The sequence below is a fragment of the Micromonospora sp. PTRAS2 genome (genome assembly GCF_054052245.1).
On record NZ_JBSWBU010000005.1, the window covers coordinates 174,238 to 194,931 of the forward strand.

Annotated in this window: 18 protein-coding genes and 1 riboswitch; of the genes, 7 read left to right on the forward strand and 11 right to left on the reverse strand. The window is 73.6% G+C overall.

The features are described 5' to 3' along the window. Window positions 1-8 precede the first annotated feature (8 nt). The 6 genes from ACVMYR_RS18620 to ACVMYR_RS18645 form a co-directional block, all read right to left on the reverse strand. Window positions 9-1,166, reverse strand: a complete 1,158-nt coding sequence (locus ACVMYR_RS18620) for a DegT/DnrJ/EryC1/StrS family aminotransferase (protein ID WP_431896822.1) — start codon at window positions 1,164-1,166, stop codon at window positions 9-11. Beyond that, a complete protein-coding gene (pseB, locus tag ACVMYR_RS18625; protein WP_077937064.1) occupies window positions 1,163-2,146 on the reverse strand; it encodes a UDP-N-acetylglucosamine 4,6-dehydratase (inverting) in 984 nt (327 codons plus the stop codon). The genes ACVMYR_RS18620 and pseB overlap by 4 nt, the downstream gene beginning before the upstream one ends. Window positions 2,147-2,335: 189 nt before the next feature. Continuing rightward, window positions 2,336-3,385 carry a pseudaminic acid synthase gene (gene pseI, locus ACVMYR_RS18630; protein WP_431896821.1) on the reverse strand — a complete coding sequence of 350 codons (1,050 nt, stop codon included), beginning with the start codon at window positions 3,383-3,385 and terminating at the stop codon, window positions 2,336-2,338. Further along, the gene (locus ACVMYR_RS18635; RefSeq protein WP_077937066.1) at window positions 3,382-3,924 is read right to left on the reverse strand and encodes a GNAT family N-acetyltransferase; all 543 of its coding nucleotides are present in this window, start codon (window positions 3,922-3,924) and stop codon (window positions 3,382-3,384) included. Before ACVMYR_RS18635 ends, pseI begins: the two co-directional genes overlap by 4 nt. After that, window positions 3,921-5,060, reverse strand: a complete 1,140-nt coding sequence (locus ACVMYR_RS18640; protein ID WP_353898767.1) for a glycosyltransferase family 2 protein — start codon at window positions 5,058-5,060, stop codon at window positions 3,921-3,923. Before ACVMYR_RS18640 ends, ACVMYR_RS18635 begins: the two co-directional genes overlap by 4 nt. A 90-nt stretch (window positions 5,061-5,150) precedes the next feature. Then, window positions 5,151-6,473: a polysaccharide pyruvyl transferase family protein gene (locus tag ACVMYR_RS18645; protein WP_077937068.1), complete on the reverse strand. Its 1,323-nt coding sequence runs from the start codon at window positions 6,471-6,473 to the stop codon at window positions 5,151-5,153. Window positions 6,474-6,671: 198 nt separating this feature from the next. Here ACVMYR_RS18645 and ACVMYR_RS18650 point away from each other — a divergent pair, with 198 nt between their 5' ends. The 4 genes from ACVMYR_RS18650 to ACVMYR_RS18665 all read left to right on the forward strand — a co-directional run bounded on the left by ACVMYR_RS18650 (window position 6,672) and on the right by ACVMYR_RS18665 (window position 10,996). Further along, window positions 6,672-7,829 carry an acyltransferase family protein gene (locus ACVMYR_RS18650; RefSeq protein ID WP_256092044.1) on the forward strand — a complete coding sequence of 386 codons (1,158 nt, stop codon included), beginning with the start codon at window positions 6,672-6,674 and terminating at the stop codon, window positions 7,827-7,829. 168 nt (window positions 7,830-7,997) lie between these two features. Then, window positions 7,998-8,417, forward strand: coding sequence for a hypothetical protein (locus ACVMYR_RS18655; RefSeq protein WP_457122325.1), 420 nt, complete (start codon window positions 7,998-8,000; stop codon window positions 8,415-8,417). A gap of 145 nt (window positions 8,418-8,562) precedes the next feature. Further along, on the forward strand, window positions 8,563-9,330 hold the full coding sequence (locus ACVMYR_RS18660; protein WP_091282809.1) for a hypothetical protein: 768 nt from the start codon (window positions 8,563-8,565) through the stop codon (window positions 9,328-9,330). 430 nt (window positions 9,331-9,760) lie between these two features. After that, a riboswitch (cyclic di-AMP (ydaO/yuaA leader) is annotated at window positions 9,761-9,903 on the forward strand. A gap of 220 nt (window positions 9,904-10,123) precedes the next feature. After that, the gene (locus tag ACVMYR_RS18665; protein WP_077937075.1) at window positions 10,124-10,996 is read left to right on the forward strand and encodes a C39 family peptidase; all 873 of its coding nucleotides are present in this window, start codon (window positions 10,124-10,126) and stop codon (window positions 10,994-10,996) included. A gap of 145 nt (window positions 10,997-11,141) precedes the next feature. Here the strand turns inward: ACVMYR_RS18665 and ACVMYR_RS18670 are convergent, their stop codons facing one another. From ACVMYR_RS18670 to ACVMYR_RS18685, 4 genes are all read right to left on the reverse strand, one after another. After that, window positions 11,142-12,842, reverse strand: coding sequence for a CDP-glycerol glycerophosphotransferase family protein (locus ACVMYR_RS18670; RefSeq protein ID WP_457122326.1), 1,701 nt, complete (start codon window positions 12,840-12,842; stop codon window positions 11,142-11,144). Between the two features lie 42 nt (window positions 12,843-12,884). Next, complete coding sequence (locus tag ACVMYR_RS18675; RefSeq protein WP_077937077.1) at window positions 12,885-14,390, reverse strand: bifunctional cytidylyltransferase/SDR family oxidoreductase; 1,506 nt, start codon at window positions 14,388-14,390, stop codon at window positions 12,885-12,887. Between the two features lie 144 nt (window positions 14,391-14,534). Continuing rightward, entirely contained in the window at window positions 14,535-15,353 is an 819-nt protein-coding gene (locus ACVMYR_RS18680) for an ABC transporter ATP-binding protein (RefSeq protein WP_091282801.1), read from the reverse strand. Beyond that, entirely contained in the window at window positions 15,346-16,242 is an 897-nt protein-coding gene (locus ACVMYR_RS18685) for an ABC transporter permease (protein WP_077937078.1), read from the reverse strand. The genes ACVMYR_RS18680 and ACVMYR_RS18685 overlap by 8 nt, the downstream gene beginning before the upstream one ends. A gap of 224 nt (window positions 16,243-16,466) precedes the next feature. On the opposite strand from ACVMYR_RS18685, the gene ACVMYR_RS18690 reads away from it, so the two are divergent. Beyond that, window positions 16,467-17,102 carry a TetR/AcrR family transcriptional regulator gene (locus ACVMYR_RS18690; RefSeq protein WP_077937079.1) on the forward strand — a complete coding sequence of 212 codons (636 nt, stop codon included), beginning with the start codon at window positions 16,467-16,469 and terminating at the stop codon, window positions 17,100-17,102. Between the two features lie 76 nt (window positions 17,103-17,178). Here ACVMYR_RS18690 and lhgO read toward each other — a convergent pair whose 3' ends face one another. Next, entirely contained in the window at window positions 17,179-18,375 is a 1,197-nt protein-coding gene (gene lhgO, locus ACVMYR_RS18695; protein WP_077937080.1) for an L-2-hydroxyglutarate oxidase, read from the reverse strand. A gap of 130 nt (window positions 18,376-18,505) precedes the next feature. On the opposite strand from lhgO, the gene ACVMYR_RS18700 reads away from it, so the two are divergent. Both ACVMYR_RS18700 and ACVMYR_RS18705 read left to right on the forward strand, forming a co-directional pair. Further along, entirely contained in the window at window positions 18,506-19,648 is a 1,143-nt protein-coding gene (locus ACVMYR_RS18700) for a DegT/DnrJ/EryC1/StrS family aminotransferase (protein WP_077937081.1), read from the forward strand. A gap of 27 nt (window positions 19,649-19,675) precedes the next feature. Next, window positions 19,676-20,608: an NAD-dependent epimerase/dehydratase family protein gene (locus ACVMYR_RS18705; protein WP_077937082.1), complete on the forward strand. Its 933-nt coding sequence runs from the start codon at window positions 19,676-19,678 to the stop codon at window positions 20,606-20,608. The last annotated feature ends 86 nt before the right edge of the window (window positions 20,609-20,694 follow it).

The window sequence follows — 20,694 nt, forward strand, 5'->3', positions numbered from 1 at the left end:
CGGTCCCCTCAGGCGGCGGCGCGCGCCGGGGCGGCGTGCAGGGCGGCGGCCAGGGCGTCGACGACGCGGTCCTGGTCGGCGTCGGTGAGGTCGGGGAACAGCGGCAGGGAGAGCTGCTCGGCGTAGAACCCCTCGGCCACCGGGCAGGAGCCGCGCCGGTAGCCCAGCTCCGCGAACGCCGGATGCCAGTGCACGGGGACGTAGTTGACCTGCACGCCGATCCCGGCGGCCCGCATCGCGTCGTAGACGGCGCGGCGGCGGCCCTCGTGCACCCGGATCGGGTACAGGTGCCAGGCCGGCTCGGCCCACGACCGCCGGCCGGGCACCGACACGCCGGGCAGGTCGGCCAGGGCCTCGTCGTAGCGGGCGACCAGCTCGGCGCGGCGGGCCAGGAACCGGGGCAGCCGGCGCAGCTGGCTGCGGCCCAGCGCGCAGAGCACGTCCGGCAGCCGGTAGTTGAGCCCGAACTCGTGGATCTCCTGGTGCCAGCCGCCCTCGTCCGGCCAGCGCTGCGCGCTGCGGTCCCGCACGAGGCCGTGGTTGCGGAACCGGCGGGCCCGCTCCAGCAGGGCCGGACTGACGGCGGCGACCGCGCCGCCCTCGGCGGTGGTGAGGTTCTTCGTCGGGAAGAACGAGAACGTGGTCAGGTCGGCGAGCGACCCGACCGGCCGGCCGTGGTAGGCCGCGCCGATCGAGTGGGCGGCGTCGGCGAGCAGCAGCGGGTCGCCGCCGCCGAGCACCGCGCGCAGCGCGTCGTAGTCGGCGGGGTGGCCGGCGTAGTCGACCGCCGCCACCACCTTCGTCCGGCCGGTCAGCGCCGCGCCGACCGCCGCCGGGTCCAGGGTGTACGTCTCCGGCTCGACGTCGGCGAAGACGACCCGCGCGCCGAGCGCGACGGCGGTGCTGGCGGTGGCCGCGAACGTCATCGGCGACACGACCACCTCGTCGCCGGGGCCGACGCCGGCCGCCGCGTACGCCACGTGCAGGGCGGCCGTGCCGTTGGACACGGCCGCGCAGCCGACCCCGCCGGTCCAGCCGGCCAGGTCCGCCTCGAACGCGTCGACCTGCGGGCCGGTGGTGAGCCAGTCGCTGCGCAGCACGGCGACCACGGCGGCGACGTCGTCGTCGGTGACGGACTGCCGCCCGTACGGGAGCATCGCCATCACGCGGCGATGCCGAGCATGCCGCGCAGCTGCTCCACGCCGAGCCACTCGTCGTTGCTGTCCGACTGGTAGGCGAACCCGTCCGGCACCGGCTCGCAGTGCGCGGGCGGCTGGTAGCCCCAGGTGGCGATGGTCGGCTGCACGATGAACCGGTCGGGGGTGCGCAGGGTCCGCCGGCTGTCGTCCGGGGCGATCATCTCCTCGTGCAGCTTCTCGCCGGGCCGGATGCCGATCTCGTGGGTGGTGGCGTCCGGGGCGACGGCCTCCACCAGGTCGAGGATGCGCATGCTCGGGATGCGCGGCACGAACAGCTCGCCGCCCTGCATCTGGTCGAACGAGTCCATGACGAACTGCACGGCCTGGTCCAGGGTGATCCAGAACCGGGTCATCCGCTTGTCGGTGACGGGCAGGCTCTTGCCCTCGGCGGCGAGCCGGCGGAACAGCGGCACCACCGAGCCCCGGCTGCCCACCACGTTGCCGTAGCGCACCACGGCGAACCGGGTCGGGTGGTGGGCGGCGTAGTGGTTCGCCGAGACGAACAGCTTGTCGCCGACCAGCTTCGTCGCCCCGTACAGGTTGATCGGGCTGGACGCCTTGTCGGTGGAGAGCGCGATGACCTTCTTCACCCCGGCCTCGATGGCCGCGTCGACGACGTGCTGCGAGCCGGTGATGTTGGTGGCGATGAACTCCGACGGGTTGTACTCGGCGGTGTCCACCTGCTTGAGCGCGGCGGCGTGCACGACGTGGTCGACGCCGTGCATGGCCCGGGTGAGCCGGTGGCGGTCCCGGATGTCGCCGATGAACCAGCGCAGCCGGGGGTCGTCGCCGAGCTGCTGGCGCAGCTCGTACTGCTTGAGCTCGTCGCGGGAGAACACCACCACCCGGGCCGGGTCGGCCTCGGCCAGGACGTGCCGCAGGAAGGTGCGGCCGAAGGACCCGGTGCCCCCGGTGATCAGAATGGAGGACCCATTCAACTCGCTCAACTGGTGCTCCCAAGGTCGGTTGATCTCCCGGCCGGGGACGGTGCCGGCCGGCGGACGGTTCGTGACGCTAAGCCGGCAGAGTTAACGGCCCCACGCCGGACGGTGAACGGGCGCGACGCGGGCGGTGAATGCGTCATGCCCGTCCCGCGTCGACAGCGGGCCGCCAGGTGAACGGGACGTGTCCGCCGGTCAGACCAGGTCCCAGCCCAGCGCGGTGCCCCGGGGCACGTCGCGGCGGAACGTGCGGCCGAGCACCCGGTCCAGGTCGGCCGGGGGCAGCCCGCCGGCCGGGCGGATCGAGCGCACGTTGTCCCGGGTCACCGGCTCGTCCGCGCGGACGTCGGCCACCACGTACAGCGACCGGCGGAACCGCAGCCCCTCCCGCTCGGTGGGGGTCGGGCCGATCGTGGTGACGCCCAGCGCCGCCCAGGCCCGCTCGGACTCGACGCGCAGGTCCGCCAGCTCCGTCGGCTCCAGCGAGAAGTCCGAGTCCACCCCGCCGTCGGCGCGGCGCAGCGTTACGTGCTTCTCGATCAGGCAGGCGCCCAGCGCCACCGCCGCCACCGGCACTCCGATGCCGGGGGTGTGGTCGGAGATCCCGACCGGCACGCCGAACGTGTCGGCCAGCACCGGCAGCCGGCGCAGGTTGCTGTCCTGCGGCGGGGCCGGGTAGGACGCGGTGCAGGCCAGCAGCACGATGCCGCCCGCACCGCCCTCGCGGGCGGCGGTCACCGCGGCGTCGATCTCGCCGACCGTGGCCATGCCGGTGGAGATCACCATCGGCTTGCCGGTGGCGGCCACGAGCCGGATCAGCGGCAGGTCCACCAGCTCCGACGAGGCGATCTTGTACGCCGGAACGTCCAGCTCCTCCAGCAGCTCCACCGCCGTGGCGTCGAACGGCGACGAGAAGACCGTCAGGCCGTGCCGGCGGGCCCGCTCGAAGATCGGCCCGTGCCACTCGTACGGGGTGTGCGCCCGCTCGAAGAGCTGGTAGAGCCGCTCGCCGCCCCACAGCTCGTGGCCGCCGGAGATGCGGAACTCCGGCGTGTCCACGTCGATGGTCAGCGTGTCCGGGGTGTACGTCTGGAGCTTGAGCGCGTGCGCGCCGCTGGCCGCCACCGCGTCCACGATGGCCAGGGCCCGGTCGAGGCTGCCGTTGTGGTTGCCGGACATCTCGGCGACCACGAAGGGCCGCTCGCCGGTGCCCACCGCGTGCGGGCCGATCTTGACTGTCGTCATGTTCCCCTGCTCAGTTGCGTCCACACCACCTGGTGCGGCGTGCCGTCGACGTCCCGCTCGTAGCGCCGGACGATCGTGAAACCGAAGCGCCGGTGCAGCGCCAGCACCGGCCGGTTGGTGGCCAGCGTCTCGCCGCCGAGGGTGCGCGCGCCGAGGGTGTCGAACGCGTACGCGATCGCCGCCTGCTCCAGCGACAGCCAGGCCGGCATGAGCGCCCGCCGCGCGTCCAGCCCCTCGACGTCGAGATAGAAGCCCCAGGTCAGCGCCCTGTCCGGGCTGGTCACGCCGGAGAAGGTCACCACGCCGCAGGGCTGCCCGAGGTGCTCGTGCACCAGCACCCGCCGGTCCGGGTCGACGCGTACGCCCGCCCACCAGGCGGCGTGCTCGGCCGCGCCGATCTCGTGCCGGGTGAGGCTGACCTCGCGGACCTGCGGGTGGTTGCGCCAGCGCAGGATCGTCGCCAGATCGCCGTCGCGGGCGGGCCGCAGCGCCCCGCCGGCCCGGGTGGCGGTCGTCCCGCTCGTCCCCGTCCCGGTCATCCGCGTCCCGCCATGGCGCTGCCCTGTTCCGCCCCCGACGGCGTGCCCTCGGCGGCCAGCGGCCCGCTCCCGCCGGACGCCGCGTCGGGGGCCGCCGCCCCGGCGGGCGACGCCGGCCGCAGCGAGCCGGCCAGCCGGTGCGCCCGCCGCAACGTCTTGTACGCGAGGTAGCTGTCCCGGGCGACGAGGCGGTGCTTCAGCCCGGCCACGCCGCCCGGCCGGGCGTACCCGCCCGAGGGCAGGTAGCGGCGGTAGTGCTCGGCGACCCGGCGGAAGAACCCCCGCCGCAGCCTCGGGTGCACCCGGCCGTCGTTGCCCACCACCACCAGATAGTGGTTGATCATCAGGCCGAACAGGTCCGTGCGGATCCAGTCCTCGGTGACGTGCTCGGCCACCCACTGCTGGAGGCGCTCGTACTGGACGAACGCGTCGAAGTGCCGGCCGCTGCGGGTCGAGGTGATCGCGCCGAGCCGGCCCTGCCGGTAGTGGTAGCAGACGTGGTCCAGCACCCCGATCCGGTCCGCGGCGATGAGCAGCGGGTGGCTGAACGGGATGTCCTCGTACCAGCCGGGGTGGAAGCGCAGCTCCAACTCGTCGAGGAACGCCCGGCGGACCACCTTGTTCCAGGCGGTGTGCTGCACCCGCAGCAGCTCGGGCCGGTCGGCCAGCCGGACGCACCCGTCGACCCCGCGCAGCAGGTGGCTGCTCGCGTCGACCTCCAGCCGGCCGCCCTCGTGCACCCGCAGGTGGTCCACCAGCAGCACGTCCGGCTCGTCGCGGCGCAGCCGCGCCAGCACCACCGGCAGGGCGCCCGGGGGCAGCCAGTCGTCGCTGTCGACGAACCACACGTACCGGCCGGTCGCCTCCGCCAGCCCCGCGTTGCGGGCCAGCCCCAGCCCGACGTTGCGGGTCAGGGACACCACCCGCACCTGGGGCCGCCCGGCCGCGTACGAGCGCAGCATCTCCCCGCACCGGTCCGGGGAGGCGTCGTCGACGGCGACCAGCTCGACCTCGGCGGCCTCGGCGGCGGACAGGCCGCCGAGGATCGACTCCAGGCACTGGTACAGGTACGCCTCGACGCCGTGCACCGGGACGACGATGCTCAGCAGTGGGCTCCGCGTCGGCTCATTGACCACGCCCGACACCTTCGACCGCCCGGATGGACGGCCCCGGAACCTGACGTATCCGCCGGGGGTGGGCTCGCTGAACAGACCCCCTACGGAGGGTTAACGGTTGAGCATCCGCTTCATCCGGCCGCCGGCCGCCCGCATCCGGGCCCGCAGCCGGTGCGACTCGAAGCCCGCGACGGTCTCCTTCAGCTCCTGGTTGCGGTCGTGCAGCCACTGGATGCGGGCGATCAGCTCGGCCGGGTCGGTGGCCGACTGCGCGCGTACCGCCGGGGGGAACGTCGTCTCGGCGACCTGCCGGTCGAACCGGGCGGCGCTGTCGCCGTCGGCGAAGGAGACCCCGAGGTCGTGCTTGGCCAGGAACGCCGTCATCGTCGCGTACCGGGCCTTGTGCCCGTTGTTGAGCGCGCTGTAGTCGGCCTCGTCGTAGAGCTCTATGGCGTCCACGTCCGGCGGGACGTCCTTCATCAGCCGGTGCGGGATGTCGAAGTACCGGGCCAGCTCCAGCGTCCGCGAGTCGTGCGCGAAGAGGTAGCCCGGCGTCCCCGCCACCAGCGCCGTGATGGTGCCGTGGATGCGGGTGCCGAAGTTGAAGTCGAACCGCGACAGGTAGTCCATCCACGTCCACGGGTCGACGAACATCCGCACCTTGTCCTCGGTGAACAGCGGGTGGGAGGTGTGGATCGGGATGGCCGCCTTCTTGCCCCGGTCCTCCGGGGCGTCGCCGAAGAGCAGGGTGCCCAGCGTCTTCAGGTCCTGCGGCAGGTAGCGCAGGTTCGGGTACCGCCGGTGGTGCGAGGCGATGACCTTCGCCATCGACTTCACGTACGGGGAGACGGTCAGCGCCACCCGGTCCTCGACGGTGAGCGTGGTCTTGCGCTTGTCGACCCGCAGGCTGTCGCCGTGCAGGAACATCGACGGGCAGCCGATCACGTCGACGGCGGAGAAGCCCAGGGTGCGCAGGTACCCCTCGGTGATCTCGCCCCGCACCCCGATGCTGTGCGACCGGTCCAGCACAGCCGAGACGAACGCCTTCACCGCGTCGTCGATCGGCCGCAGGTACTCCCGGTCGCCGTCGACGTTGGTCTGCGCGCCGACCCCGAACACCACCACCGGGATCTTCAGCCGCTCGATCAGCCGGGTCATGGCGACCAGGCGGTGGGCGTAGCTGCGCCGGAACGCGTTCGCCAGCGGCACCACGAACACGTCGTACCGCTCGTTGATCTCGTCGGCCTCGCGCGGGTTGACCCGGAACTCCGAGGAGGTGACCTCCGCCGTCGACGTCCGCAGCAGCTTGTGCGCCGCGTGGCTGAACACGAGGTTGCCAGCGTTCTCGCCGATCCAGTTGCGCTCGAACGTCTCCTCCGGCGACTTGACGTCGAACGGCCCCTTCTTGGCCCGCAGCAGGATCCGCTGGTGCATCCGTGTTGTCCCCTCGTCGTGGCCGAGACCGCGATATTAGGCCATCGCGCCCGTGCCGCCGCCAGGCGCGTCACGTGCCGGCCGACGGCGGGCGGCGCGCCCGGCCGCACCGGGTAGGGTGCCGGCGGGGCGGCACCGCGCGGCCCGCCGCCACCCGGGCGGCGGCCTCGACCCGGGGCGTCCGCGAGGAGGAGAGCGGTGCTGGTGACCCCCGCGGCCGGTCGGGCCGCCGGCCTCCCCGGCACCCCGACCGTCGTACGCCCCGACGCGCCGGCCCGTTCGGCCAGCCGGCTGCCCTCGCTGACCGGGCTGCGCTGGGTCGCCGCCCTGCTCGTCTTCGGCTACCACGTCGGCACCATGCGGATCGTCGGCCAGCCCGAGGCCAAGGCCGTCGTCGACTGGCTGTTCACGCTGGGCCTGTCCGGCGTCGAGTTCTTCTTCATCCTCAGCGGCTTCGTGCTGGTCTGGTCGGCCCGCGACGGGGACCGCCGACGCGACTTCCTGCGCCGCCGGCTCGCCAAGATCTACCCGAACCATTTGCTGATGTGGGCGGTGGTGCTGGTGACCGGGGTGTGGGTCTTCGCCGACCCGGTCAACGTCCGCGCCGCGGTGGAGAACCTGTTCCTGGTCCAGGCGTGGGACCCGACGCCCGGCTACTTCTACAGCGTCAACTCGGTGAGCTGGTCGCTCTCCTGCGAGCTGTTCTTCTACGTCTGCCTGCCGTTCGCGCTGCCGCTGGTGCGCCGGGCCCCGGTCGGGGCGCTGTGGGCGGTGGTGGCGGCCGTGCCGCTGCTGATCGTGGCGCTCTGGCCGGGGCAGCGCCTGGTGCCGCAGGAGAGCACCTGGTGGTTCACCCAGATCTTCCCGGTCGTGCGGTCCCTGGAGTTCTGGATGGGGGTGGCCGCCGCCGAGCTGCTGCGCCGGGGGCGCTGGCGCGGCCCGGGGCTCACCGCCGCCAGCGTCATGTTCGTCGTCACCTGGGTGGTCGCCGCCCAGTGGATCCGCGCCGAGCTGTGGGCGGCGCTGCTCGCGGCGGCGTACCTGCTGGTCATCGTGGCCGCCGCCGACGCGGACGTGCGCGGCGCGCGGACGCCGTGGCGGTCCCGGCCGATGGTCTGGCTCGGCGAGGTCTCCTTCGCCTTCTACCTGGTGCACGTCTTCGTCATGATCACCGTCCTGCGGCTGGCCGACCGGCTCGGCACGGGGCTGCCCGGCTGGTGGGGCCCGCTGGCGGCGGTCGGCTTCCTGCTGGTCAACCTCGGCCTGGCCGCGCTGCTGCACCGGTGGGTGGAGATGCCGCTGACCCGCCGGCTCGGGCCGCCGCGCCGACCCCGCGCCCCGGCCGCCGCCGCCTGACCCGCCGCCCGCTCCGCCGCCGACCCGGCCCCTGACCCCGCCGCCGGTGGCGGGTGGCCGGTGGGCGCGTGGGCAGCGGTGCGTCGCCCGTGGTGCGCCACGCCGCGTTCAGCAGGTGACACGCTCGCCGGCGGTGCGTGGCGCGGCCGGTGGCGGTAGCGTGGACGGGTGCTTCCCGTCGCGCTGACCTGTCCCCTGTGGTGGGTCGCGCGCTGGACGGCGCGGAGGCTGGCGACCCTCGCCGTCGTGGTCGCGTTCTCCCTCGGTGCCGCGTCGCTGCCGCCGGGCACGATGCTCCCCGCCGGCGTCGACCCCGGCCAGGCCGGCTCCGGCCCTGCCGTCGCCGCCGCCTCCGTTGCGGGGCCCGCCGCCGTCGCGGAGGCCCGCACCGTCGCGGCATCCGCCGCCACCGGGTCCATCGCCGCCGGCTCCACCGCCGCAGCGGGTGCCGCCGGCCCGTGGCCGCCCGCCGACGCACCGCCGCCCGCCGAGGCCGGGCCCCCGCAGGTCGCCGCGCCGGCCCCGCAGCGGGTGCCGACCGGGCTCGTCCCCGCCGCCGTCGGCCCCCGCGCGCCGCCGGCCGCCTGAGCCACGCGGCGGGCCGCGCCCGCCACCACCGTCGCCGACGACCCTCACCCACCGCCGCCCCAGCCGCCGGGCCCGTACGCCGCAGGCGTCCCGCCCGGCGGCGGCCCGGATCCCTTTCCGCCTCCCTGCCCGCGAGGTGCCGACCATGGACATCGTTCTCTACCAGTTCCTGACCGAGGTGCCGCTGGCCGCCGCCATCTGGTCCGTGCTGCTCGTGCTGGCGCTCACCGTGCTCGCCGTGCTGGTCGCCCGCCCCGAGCGGGACCGCCCTGCCGCCGTCGAGCCCCCGGCCCGGCCCGCCGCCCCGCCCGCCCCGGCCGCCGCCGACCTGCGTCGGTACGCCGAGGAGGTGGCGGTGGCCGCCGCCGGGGCGGCGCAGAACGCCCGCCGCCGACGGGCCGCCTGGACGGCCGCCCAGGACGCCGCCGAGCGGGCCTGGCAGGCGTACGACGAGGCGGAGACCGCCGCCCGACGCTTCCGCGACGCGGGCGCGCTGCCGACGCCGCACACCCCGCGTACCCCCGCCGAGTACGCGGCCCGGGAGCGCTGGCTGCACCACGCCGCCACGGCGGCCCACCTGCGGGGCGAGTTGTCCATCGGGCAGCTCTGCGACGTCTTCGCCCGCCGGGGCGGCTGGGACCCCCGGCTGCACCCAGTGGAGCAGGAGGTCGTCCTGGCCCGGGCCGTCCGGGACGGCAGGCTGGCCCGCTACCGTGCCGCCGCCGCGCGCGAGCGGGCCGCGTGGGGCGATGCCGAACTGGCGGCCGAGGCCGCCCGGGCGCTGGCCGCCGAGGCGTACGCCGCCGCCGAGCGCGCCCGGCCCGCCCACGCGCCGACGACCAGCGCAACGGCCTCCGGCAGGGTCCTCGGGATCACCGGCTGGCGCCCACCCCGCCCCGCCCCGGCCCGGTAACCGCGGACACCGTGGTGGTGGTGATCGCGGCGACCACGGTGATCGCGGTGATCGCCGTGACCGCGGTGATCAAGAGGTTTGCGTCATCGCGGAGATCAACTCTGACGCTTTTCTCTTGATCACCGAGGCGGGACGCGGCGGGGGCGGGTTGGGTGGGTGTGAGGCGGGTCATGGTGGGGTGGGATCGGGCAGGCGGGGCTATTCGGTTTGATCCGGGTCGGTATTCGCCGAGATTCGGGCCGCGTCGTCCCGTTGCGGGTTCGTTGGCGTCGGATGGGTCGGCAGTCCCATTGAGTCACGTCAGTCTCCTAATGCCCCGTAAATAGGTCGGCCAGGGGGCGTTTAAGCAGGTGGCGTGGGGTTGGCAGGGCTTTCGTCGGCCAGTAGTGTCGGCCCGTCCGGTGCGGTACCCGATCGCAAGAGGCGACGCCGCGCCGACCCGCTCAATCGTGACGATCACGAACCGGGGACCCATTGCACGTCCGGGGTGAATCCGCGGGCCACGGCCTGCGGTAGGGCGATCTTCCCGCCCGAATCCGTCAGCTAACCCGGTAGGCGGTGTCGGAAGGAGTTCCATCCTCGTGCAGTTTGACCCCACCCCCCGGGTTGTTCCTCCACCACGGAGCCCGGTGCCCGTGTCCGCCGCCGCCGAGCCGGCGCACTGACCGTCGCACCCCTGCGTACGCCCGCCTGAGCGGGCGCCCCAGAAAGCGGAGACCCCACCGGCCGCGGACACGTCCGCGCCGCCGTGCGCCGACGCGCGCCCGGGTGCCTCCGCTTCCGCCCCCGTCCCGTGGAGGAACACGTGAACGATCAGCTCAAGCGGCACCTGCGGCGACTCGCCACAGAACGCCCGTACCAGGTCGTCGCCGGCTCCGCCGCGGCGCTGCTGCTGGCCTCCGGCACCGGCGCGCTGCTCGCCGCCGTCGACGACGACGCCCCCGCCCCGCAGCGGACCACCAACGCCGCCGTGGCCGAGGTGGCACCCCGCCTCGACGGCGCGGCCAGCCGCGCCCAGGCCCGGATCGCCGCGCCGCTCGCCTCCCCGAGCAGCGCCGCGCCGTCGCCGAGCGCCACCTCGGCCGCCCCGAACCCCGACCTGACGGCCTCGGCGACGCCGAAGAAGACCACGGCGAAGCCCGCGGCCCCGAAGCCGCCGTCGTCGAAGGTCCTCGACTACGACTACGAGGCCCAGACCACCTACTACTACTGCGGCCCGGCTGCGGTGCGCAACGCGCTCTCCGCCACCGGCGTCGACGGCACCCAGGACGACCTGGCCGCCCGCCTCGGCACCACCGAGATGGGCACCAACTCGGCCTACGACACCACCCGCGTGCTCAACGAGATGGTCAAGGGCGAGCCGTACCGGACCCGGCTGATCCCCGGCGGCGCCGCCACCTCGGCGGAGACGGAGCGGCTCCGGGCCGACGTGGTGAAGGCGGTCAGCGCCGGTCGCGGCGTCGTGGTCAACATCGCCGGCGACGCCACCGACGTCGACGGCGGCTGGCACTCGTTCCCCGGCGGCCACTACATCGCCGTCGTCGGCTACCGCGACTCCGGGCGGACCGTGCGCATCGCCGACTCGGCGGACCCGGCCGTCCCGGCGTACTGGATCAGCACCGCCGCGCTGGCCCACTGGGCGGCGACGCGGGGCTACTCGGCCTGACATCACCCTCCCCCCACCGGCCCCGGCTCTCCTCCGCAGAGAGCCGGGGCCGGTGCTGTCTCCGGGCAGGCGGGGACGGCCTCGATTCTTGGACAGTTGCGGTTCAGGGCGAACAGCAACTGTCCAAGAATCGGAGGCGGGACGATCAGGCGGTGGGGGAGTGGCTCATCGCGTCGGCGGCGCGCGGGGCCGGGGGGTTCCAGCCCGGCTCCAGCTCCCGGCGGGCCGCCGAAAGGAACGCCTCGGCGTACGCCTCGGCCGGGAAGTCGCCCAGGTAGTGGGCCCGGTTGCCCCAGCGGGCCGCCGCCTTCGGGTCGGTGTCCAGCAGCAGACCGAGCACCTCGTCGAGGTTGCCCGCGTCGCGCCGCAGCACGTAACCCGAGCCGGCCAGCGGGAACCGCTCGACGAACCGGTCGCCGTCGCCGACCATGTCCGTCACCGCGTACGGCTTGCCGGAGTAGAGGTAGTCGGAGATGACGCCGGAGACGTCCGAGACGAGCGCGTCGGAGCGGTTGACGCAGTCGACCAGGGACAGCTCCCTGCTGGCCGCCGCCCCGAAGACGTGCTGCCGCCCGGTGCGGGCCCGGTCCGCCGCCAGCAGCTCCGTGAGCCGGGCGAGCTGCCGCGCCGACGCCGGGTTCTGCCCCGTGTACGGGTGGGCGCGCAGGATCACCGTCGCGCCCCGGGCCAGCAGCCCCCGCACGATCGTCTCGCCCACCGGCAGCGAACAGTAGTTGGCGTCGGCGTGGTGCCCCGTCCAGGTCGGGGTGTAGAGCACCGTCGGGTTCGCCAGGCCGGTGGCTGGCGCGCGGCGTACCTCGATCGACTCGACCTGCGGGCGGCCGACCACGACGAACTTCTCCGCCGGGATGTCCACCCCGGCCCGGGCGTACCGGTCGATCGCCGCCCGCCCGGCCACGAAGTTGCGGTCGAACAGCGCCGTGACCGGGTTGGCGCTCGGGGCCTTGTCGCTGTCGCCGTGGTGGATCTGCACGTGGGTGAGCTGCGAGAACCGGATGCAGTGGCTGTTCTTCGCCCCGTGGTTGACGTAGAACGCCACCTTCAGGCTCGGCACCAGCGCCTCGTCCATCGCCTTCAGCGTCGGGCAGTAGACCACCGGGGCGCTGGTGGCCGCGGCGATCGGGGCGAGGAACTCCGGCTCCCGCACCATCACGAAGAACGGCCGGCCGATCCGCTCCAGGTACGGCAGCCACATGGTGACCTGGTATTCCGACCCGGGCGGGGCGGAGAAGTGCAGCAGGAACTCCGGCCGGTGCGCCCGCAGCGCCCGGGCCACCGCCGAGCCGCCCGCCCCGGGCCGGAACCGCCGCTTCGCCAGGTCGGCCGCGACCGCCCCGGCCCCCGCGCCGACGGCGAGGGCCACCAGCAGGGCGACCCAGGCCGGCAGCACCAGGGCGGCGGCCAGCGCCACCACGGCGAGCAGCATCAGCAGGGCGTCGCCCAGCCGGGCCGCGACCAGCGGGGTCCACGACCGCACGGGCAGGTTCGCCGCCCGGATCTCCAGGTCGCCGGCCTGCCGCAGCGGCCCCACCAGCAGCACCAGCCCCAGCAGCACCAGGGCCGTCGCCGCCAGCGCCGGGTCGAAGCCGGCGTCGAGCCGTCGTGCGTACCCGACGAGGATGCCGGCGGCGAGCAGCACCGCCTCGGCGGTGCTGTCGGCGGCCGGGCGGACCCGGCGCTCCCAGCCGGCGGCGACGAGGGCCGCCACCGCGAGCGCCAGGCCCCAGCCCGTCGCCCCGGTCAGGGCGAGGGTGAGGAACGCCAGCACCGCCAGGCCGGTGGCCGCCACCCGGGCGGCCAGCTTCCTGACCAGGTCACCACGCATGTCGCTTCGCTTCCTTCGCCCGTCGCGGTGGCCGTCGACGCGTCAGCCGGCCGGGGCCGGGGCCGGGGCGGACGCCCGGCTGGCCTGGGCGGGCACGCCCGCGGCGGGCAGCTCGCCCGGCGCCCGGCGCACGTCGATGACCTGCCCGGTCAGCTCGGAGATCAGCACGTCCAGCGACGACTGGGCGACGGTCTCGGCGGCCAGCAGGGTGTGCTCCGGCTCCTCGCCGAACGCCTTGGTGCGCATCGGCGTGGCGGTGCGCTCCGGGTTGATGCAGTTGACCCGTACGCCGAACTCGGCCCACTCGTCGGACAGCGCCTGGGTGAGGTTGACCAGGGCGGCCTTGGTGGCCGAGTAGAGCGCGTAGCGGGCCCGGCCCCGGGTGTACGAGCTGGAGGTGTAGAGCAGCAGCTGGCCCTTGGTCTGCTGCAGGTACGGCAGCGACTGCCGGGCGATGGTGACCGGGCCGACGAAGTTGACGTGCAGGACCCGGTCCATCGTCTCCTGGTCCATCTCGGCCAGCTCGCCCTTCTCCAGGATGCCGGCGGTGACGACCACGTGGTCGATCCGGCCGGTGGCCTCGAAGGCGGTCTTCAGCGCGGCCTCGACGTCCTCGGCGCGCTCGACGTGGGTGCCGGTGGTGGAGCGGCTGAACGGGAAGACCTGCGCGCCGTGGCGGCGGGCCAGCTCGGTCAGCTCGTGGCCGATGCCGTAGCTGCCCCCGAACACGACGATCGTGCGGCCGGTCAGCTCCTCGGTGTAGCCCCGGTCGGTCAGCCGGGGGGCCTGCGCGGCGGCGAGCTGGAACAGCTTGTCCGCCAGGTGCACGTCGACCGGGTGGGTGACCTTGATGTTCTCGTCCGAGCCGTCGATCACCTTGATCGGGGTGCCCGGCAGGTAGCGCAGCACGACGCCGCAGTCGTCGGTGGCGGCGAAGTCGGGGTCGCCGGCGGCGACCCGGTACGCCTCGCGGATCGTGCCGGACCGGAACGCCTGCGGGGTCTGCCCCCGGCGCAGCGTGGAGCGCACCGGGATGTCGGTGATGCAGTCGTTGTCGTCGACCTGGATGATCGTGTCGGCCGACGGGATCGCCACGTCGACCGCCGAGTACGTCCAGAGCGCGTTGACGCACTCCCGCACGATCCGGCCACTGAGCAGCGGGCGCACCGCGTCGTGGAAGAGGATGTTGACGTCGCCCTCGCCGACCGCGTCCAGCGCGATGCGGGTGGTGGCGTTGCGCGTGTCACCGCCGGCGATGACCTTGCTGACCTTGCGGAAGCCGGCCTTGTCGACGATCTGCTGGGCGTCGGGGACGTGCCCGTCGGCCATCAGCACGATGATCTCGTCGATCTCGGGGGCCGCCTCGAAGACCGCCAGGGTGTGCTCGATGATCGGCTTGCCGGCGATCTTCAGCAGCTGCTTGGGGATGCCGAGGCCGAGCCGGGTCCCGGTCCCGCCCGCCAGCACCACCGCCACCGTCCGCGAGGGCCGCCACGGCGCCGGGGTCTCCGGTGTGGCGTCCGGGCCAGTGGTGTGGTCCTGCGTCATTGCCGATCCTCACTCTCACGGTTTGCGAACAGGGGGTGACGGCCGCACGGCGGCCGGGTGAACCATAACGCAACCACCGCGCCGCCCCCCAGGGACGACGCGGTGGGGAAGACACCCGCACGACACCGTACGGACGCCGCAACCTTACTTCTTGTTGGAGAAGTCCTCGTACGCGCGCAGCACCTCGTCGGTCGGGCCGTCCATCCGCAGCACGCCCGATTCCAGCCAGATCGTCCGTTCGCAGGTGTCCCGCACCGAGGAGAGCTGGTGGCTGACCAGGAACACCGTTCCCGCGCCCTCCCGCAGCTCCCGCACCCGCTGCTCGCTGCGCTTGCGGAAGCCCTTGTCGCCGGTGGCCAGGGCCTCGTCGATCAGCAGCACGTCGTGCTTCTTCGCCGCCGCGATGGAGAAGCGCAGCCGGGCGGCCATGCCGGAGGAGTACGTCCGCATCGGCAGCGAGGCGAAGTCGCCGCGCTCGTTGATCCCGGAGAACTCAATGATCTCCGGGGCGAGCCGGGCCACGTCGGCCGGCTGCATGCCCATGGCGAGGCAGCCGAGGGTGACGTTGCGCTCACCGGGCAGGTCGTTGAGCAGGGCGGCGTTGACGCCGAGCAGCGACGGCTGCCCCTGCGTGTAGACGGCACCCCGGTTGACCGGCAGCAGCCCGGCGATGGCCCGCAGCAGGGTGGACTTGCCGGAGCCGTTGCTGCCGATCAGCCCGATCGCCTCGCCCCGGTACGCGGTGAAGCTGACCCCCTTGACCGCGTGCACCTCCCGGATGTTCGGCGCGGACGTGCGGGACATGATCCGCTTCAGCGCGGCCACCGGGCTGGTGCCGCCGGCGGCGCCCTTGTGCACCCGGTAGATCACGTGCGCGTCGTCGACCACCACGGTCGGGATGCGCTCGACGATCCTCGGCAGCGTCACGGTGACGTCGTTGGACGTCTCGATGTGCTCAGCCACGGCCGTACTCCTGTTCGCCCCGCCAGAAGTAGATGAAACCACCCACGCCCATCACGACCGCCCAGGCCACCGCGTACGTCCACGCCTGGACCATGGAGGAGTTGAGCAGCGGCGCCCCCTCCAGCAGCGCGTGCCGGGCCAGCTCGATGTAGACCAGCATCGGGTTCGCCTCGACGATCCGGGTCGCCCAGCTCGGCAGGCTCTCCTCGAACAGCGCGACGTTGTAGAGCACGCCGGAGCCGTACATCCAGGTGCGCACCAGGAACGGCATCACCTGCTTGAGGTCGGCGACCTTCGAGCCCATCCGGGCCACGGCCATGGTGAGCCCGGCGTTGAACAGCGCCTGGAGCAGCACGACCGGCACGAGCAGCAGCCACTCGACGGTGAGCGGCTCGCCGGTGACCAGCACGATGCCCATCAGCACCACCAGCGAGGCCATCAGCTGCTGGAACTGGGTGAGCATGACGGCCAGCGGCAGGCAGGCCCGGGGGAAGTGCAGCGCCCGGATCAGCCCCAGGTTGCTGGTGATCGACTGGGTGCCGTTCTGCACCGCGGTCTGGGTGAAGTTGAAGATGAACAACCCGGCGGTCAGGTACGCGATGAAGTTCGGGATGCTGTTCTGTTTCAGCACCAGGCCGAAGATCAGGTAGTAGACCGCCGCGTTCGTCAGCGGGGTGAGCACCTGCCAGAGCTGCCCGAGTCGGGCGTTGCTGAACGAGGCGACCAGCTTGGCGTTCGAGTACGCGGCGATGAAGTGCCGGTACGCCCACAGGCGGCGGGTGTACTCCGCCAGGGACGGCCGCTCGCCGGCGACCCGCAGCCCGTACCGGGCGGCCAGTTGCGCCTGGGTCAGGCCTGCGTCGGGGTCGGCCAGCGCGGTGTTGGCCATGGGATGGGCGCTCCGATCTTGTCGTGCCAGCGGGGTGCGTCTGTTGTACCAACGGGGGGGTGCGACGACGGGTTCGCCGGTGGCCGGTGCGTGGGAGCGCCGCCTCGTCGCTGCGTGGAAGGTAGTCCATAACCACGTCGGGACGCAACCGTAGCGTCGTTGCGGTACATTGTCCCACGTGACAGCCGAGGAGGGTCTGCCGTGACGCGCGAGAAGAGTCTGCCGTGACCACCGAGAAGAGGCGCGCGCCGGCCGGCGCGGCGGTGCTGCGGGGCGAGATCACCACGGCCATCCGTCGCGCGCTGATGCAGGAGCTGGCCGCCGTCGGCTACGGCCGGCTCTCCATCGAGGCCGTCGCCCGCCGGGCCGGGGTCAGCAAGACCGCGATCTACCGGCGCTGGAGTTCCAAGCTGGAGCTGGTCGTCGAGGTCGTCGGCGCCGCCGCCGGCAGCAAGCTGCCGAGCCTGGACACCGGCAGCCTGCGCGGCGACCTCGGCCTGCTGCTGCGGGTGGTCGCGCACGCCCTGAGCCACCCCCTGGCCGCGCAGATCGTGCCCGACCTGCTGGCCGAGGCCGCCCGCAACCCCGAGATCGACGCCACCCTCCAGGCGGCGCTGCGGGCCCAGCAGCAGGAGGTCGGCGGGTCGCTCGTCGCCCGCGCCGTCGCCCGGGGCGAACTGCCCGCCGACACGGAGCCCGGCGCCGCCGTGGACCTGATCGTCGGACCGCTGTACTGGCGGCTGGCGATCACCCGCACGATGCCGACCGAGGCGTACCTCGACGCGCTGGTGGAGGCCGTCGCCACCGGCCTCGGCGCGGCCGGCGCCGTGCCGAGGCAGCGCGACGCCGCCCCCGCCTGACGAGCCCGCCCACCCGAAGCTGACCGTGCGCCCGAAGCAGGCCGTCCCGCCGACCTGAGCCGTCCCGCCCGCCGCCTCAGCGGGCGGTGTCCACCGGCAGCCGGGACACGATGTGCCGGGCGATCTCCAGCGAACTGGTCGCGGCGGGGGAGGGTGCGTTCAGCACGTGCACCTGCCGGTCCGCCTCGACGATCAGGAAGTCGTCAACCAGGCCACCGTCGGGCAGGATCGCCTGCGCGCGCACCCCCGCGCCGGCCCGGACGATGTCGGCCGGCGTCAGCTCCGGCACCAGCCGGGCCAGGCTCGCCGCGAACCTCGCCTTCGACAGCGACCGGGCCACCTCGGTCAGCCCGTACCGGAAGTGCCGCCGGCCCAGCGCCCACAGCCCCCGGTACGTCAGCTCGTCCCACACGTCGCGCGGGCTGAACCGCCCCCACGAGTAGCCCTCCCGCGCGGTGGCCAGCACCGCGTTCGGGCCGGCGTGCACGCTGCCGTCGATCATCTTCGTCAGGTGCACCCCGAGGAACGGGAACTGCGGGTCCGGCACCGGGTAGATCAGCCCCCGTACCAGGCCGCGCCGCTGCGGGGTCAGCTCGTAGTATTCGCCCCGGAACGGCACGATCCGCACCGGCGTCGGCACCCCCGCCAGCCGGGCGACCCGGTCGGCGTGCAGCCCCGCGCAGTTGATCAGCACGTCCGCGACCACCTCGCCGGCCGTGGTGGTGACCACCACGCCCCCCGGCCGGTCGGCCACCCCCGTCACCTCGGCGCGGGTGCGCAGGTCCCCCCCGGCGGCGGCGAGCAGCTCCGCCAGCTTCCGGCAGACCGCGCCGTAGTCGACGATGCCCGTCGAAGCCACGTGCAGCGCGGCGACGGCCGCCACGTGCGGCTCGTGCTCGGCGGCCTCGGCCGCCCCGACCAGCCGCACCGGCAGGCCGTTGGCCTCGGCCCGCTCGTGCAACGCCCGCAGCCGGGGCAGTTCCGCCGCGTCGGTGGCGACGATCAGCTTGCCGCAGACCTCGTACGGCAGCCCGTGGTCGGCGCAGAACTCGACCATCGACGCGCTGCCGGCCCGGCACAGGGTGGCCTTGAGGCTGCCCGGCTTGTAGTAGACCCCGGCGTGGATCACGCCGGAGTTGTGCCCGGTCTGGTGCGCCGCCCAGCCGGCCTCCTTCTCCAGCACCGTGACGGAGTCGCCCGGCCGGTCGGTCACCAGCCGGTGGGCGACCGCCAGGCCGACGATGCCGCCGCCGACGACCACGAACCTCGTCATCACGCTCTCCCCTGCCCGGTCGTCGCCTCCGCCAGGCGACCACCGATGGTAACCAGCGCCCGGCGTGCCCGATTCGTCGCTGCCGGCCGGGGGTGCCTACACTCACCGGGTCCGTCTTCTAGGGAGCCTCATGTCAGACGACGTCATCGCGCTCGGCCAGCCCACCGTCGGTGAAGCGGAGCTCGCGGCGATCGCCGAGGTCTTCGCCTCCGGCTGGCTGGCCGGCGCCGGGCCCACCTGCCGCCGCTTCGAGGAGCGCTTCGCCGCCGCCACCGGCACCCGACACGCCCTGACCACCGCCAACTGCGGCTCGGCCCTGCACCTCGCGCTGCTCACCCTCGGGGTGCGACCCGGCGACGAGGTCGTCGTCGGCGACTACACCTTCCCGGCCACCGGCCACGCCGTGATGTGGGCCGGCGCGAAGCCCGTCTTCGCCGACGTGCGGCCCGACATCTGGACCGTGGACCCGGCCGCCGTCGAGGCCGCCATCACCCCCCGCACCGTCGGCATCATCGCCGTCGACGCCTTCGGCCAGCCGGCCGACTACGACGAGCTGCGGGCCATCGCCGACCGGCACGGGCTGTTCCTGGTCGAGGACGCCGCGTGCGCGGCGGGCGCCACCTACAAGGGCCGCCCCGCCGGCAGCCTGGCCGACGTCGCCACCTTCAGCTTCCACGGCCGCAAGGGCATCACCGCCGGCGAGGGCGGGGCCTACGTCACCGACCGCGACGACCTCGCCGCGCACGCCCGCAAGCTGCACACGTACGGGGTGGAGGGCGCGCTGACCCGGGCCGAGCTGTCCGACCTGCCGATTCCGGCCTTCACCGAGCTGGGCTACAACTACCGGCTCTCCGACGTGGCGGCGGCGATCATGCTCGCCCAGCTCGACCGGCTGCCGGACCTGCTCGCCGCCAAGCGGCGCACCGCCGCCCGCTACGGCGAGCTGCTCAAGGACCACGAGCTGATCGTCACCCCCCACGAGGCGCCGGACCGCGAGCACCCCTGGCAGTCGTACGTGGTGACCCTCGATCCCTCGATCGACCGCGGCGCGGTCGCCCTCGGGCTGCGCCGGCGAGGCGTGCAGTGCACCTTCGGCACGTACGCCTCGCACGTGCAGCCGCTCTACGGCCAGTCGGCGCCGTGCCCGGTCTCGGCGGACCTGTTCGCCCGGCACCTGGCCATCCCGATGCACGCCAACCTCACCGACTCTCAGGTCGAGACCGTCGTCGCCACTCTGGTCGACGTCGTCGCCAGCGCCGCCACCGGCCGCTGATCTCCTTCAGGAAGGACATCGCACGACATGTCGAAGCAGACCGTCTTCATCACCGGGGGTGCGGGCTTCATCGGCCTGCACGTGGTGCCGCTCCTGCTGGACAAGGGCTACCGGGTCCGCATCTTCGACAACATGTTCCGCGGCGACCGGGAGCAGGTCGCCAAGCTGGCGGCCACCGGTGACGTCGAACTCGTCGACCAGGACGTGCGCTACGGCGGCGCGGTGCACGCGGCCATGAAGGGCTGCGACCTCGTCGTCCACCTCGCGGCGGTCTCCATCAACAAGAGCCAGGCCGACCCGTACGAGTCGATCGACATCAACATGGTCGGCAACCACAACGTCTTCGCGGCCGCCGCCGACCACGGCGTGAAGCGGCTCGTGTTCGCCTCCTCCGCCTCCGTGTACGGCGACCCGAAGAAGCTGCCGATGCACGAGGACGACCGGCTCGACCCGCTCACCCCGTACTGCATCTCCAAGCGGGCCGGCGAGGACCTGCTCGCCTTCTACCAGCGCAGCAAGGGCCTCAACTGGATCGCCCTGCGCTTCTTCAACGTGTACGGCCCCGGCCAGAAGCCGACCGCGTACTACACCTCCGTGATCAACCACTTCGTCAAGCGGTTGAAGACCGGCCAGCCGCCGATCATCGACGGCCGGGGCGAGCAGTCGATGGACTTCATCCACGTCCACGACATCGCCCGCTCGGTGGTCGCCGCGCTGGAGGCCGAGCAGGGCAACGTGCCGGTCAACATCGGCACCGGCATCGACACCTCGGTGGCCACGCTCGCCGAGATCCTCATCAAGGCCGTCGGGGTGGACGTGGAACCGCAGTTCAACCCGCGCGAGGTGCTGGTCAGCCGCCGCGCGGCGGACATCACCCGGGCCCGCGAGGTGCTGGGCTGGGAGCCGACCATCGCGGTCGAGGACGGGATGACCGACCTGATCAAGGTCGAGGTGGCCTGACGCGGCCGGGCTGGGCGTCGGCTCCCGGCGCCCACCCCCGCCCGCCCGTACGATCCATCGGTGAGCCCCCCGGCTCTCTCCCCCCG

Bases quoted from the DNA above. Each gene is read 5' to 3' on its own strand.
- pseI (WP_431896821.1), bottom strand. From the start codon at position 3,385: ATGACGACAGTCAAGATCGGCCCGCACGCGGTGGGCACCGGCGAGCGG.
- ACVMYR_RS18635 (WP_077937066.1), bottom strand. From the start codon at position 3,924: ATGACCGGGACGGGGACGAGCGGGACGACCGCCACCCGGGCCGGCGGG.
- ACVMYR_RS18645 (WP_077937068.1), bottom strand. From the start codon at position 6,473: ATGCACCAGCGGATCCTGCTGCGGGCCAAGAAGGGGCCGTTCGACGTC.
- ACVMYR_RS18660 (WP_091282809.1), top strand. From the start codon at position 8,563: ATGGACATCGTTCTCTACCAGTTCCTGACCGAGGTGCCGCTGGCCGCC.
- ACVMYR_RS18670 (WP_457122326.1), bottom strand. From the start codon at position 12,842: ATGCGTGGTGACCTGGTCAGGAAGCTGGCCGCCCGGGTGGCGGCCACC.
- ACVMYR_RS18675 (WP_077937077.1), bottom strand. From the start codon at position 14,390: ATGACGCAGGACCACACCACTGGCCCGGACGCCACACCGGAGACCCCG.
- ACVMYR_RS18685 (WP_077937078.1), bottom strand. From the start codon at position 16,242: ATGGCCAACACCGCGCTGGCCGACCCCGACGCAGGCCTGACCCAGGCG.
- lhgO (WP_077937080.1), bottom strand. From the start codon at position 18,375: ATGACGAGGTTCGTGGTCGTCGGCGGCGGCATCGTCGGCCTGGCGGTC.
- ACVMYR_RS18700 (WP_077937081.1), top strand. From the start codon at position 18,506: ATGTCAGACGACGTCATCGCGCTCGGCCAGCCCACCGTCGGTGAAGCG.
- ACVMYR_RS18705 (WP_077937082.1), top strand. From the start codon at position 19,676: ATGTCGAAGCAGACCGTCTTCATCACCGGGGGTGCGGGCTTCATCGGC.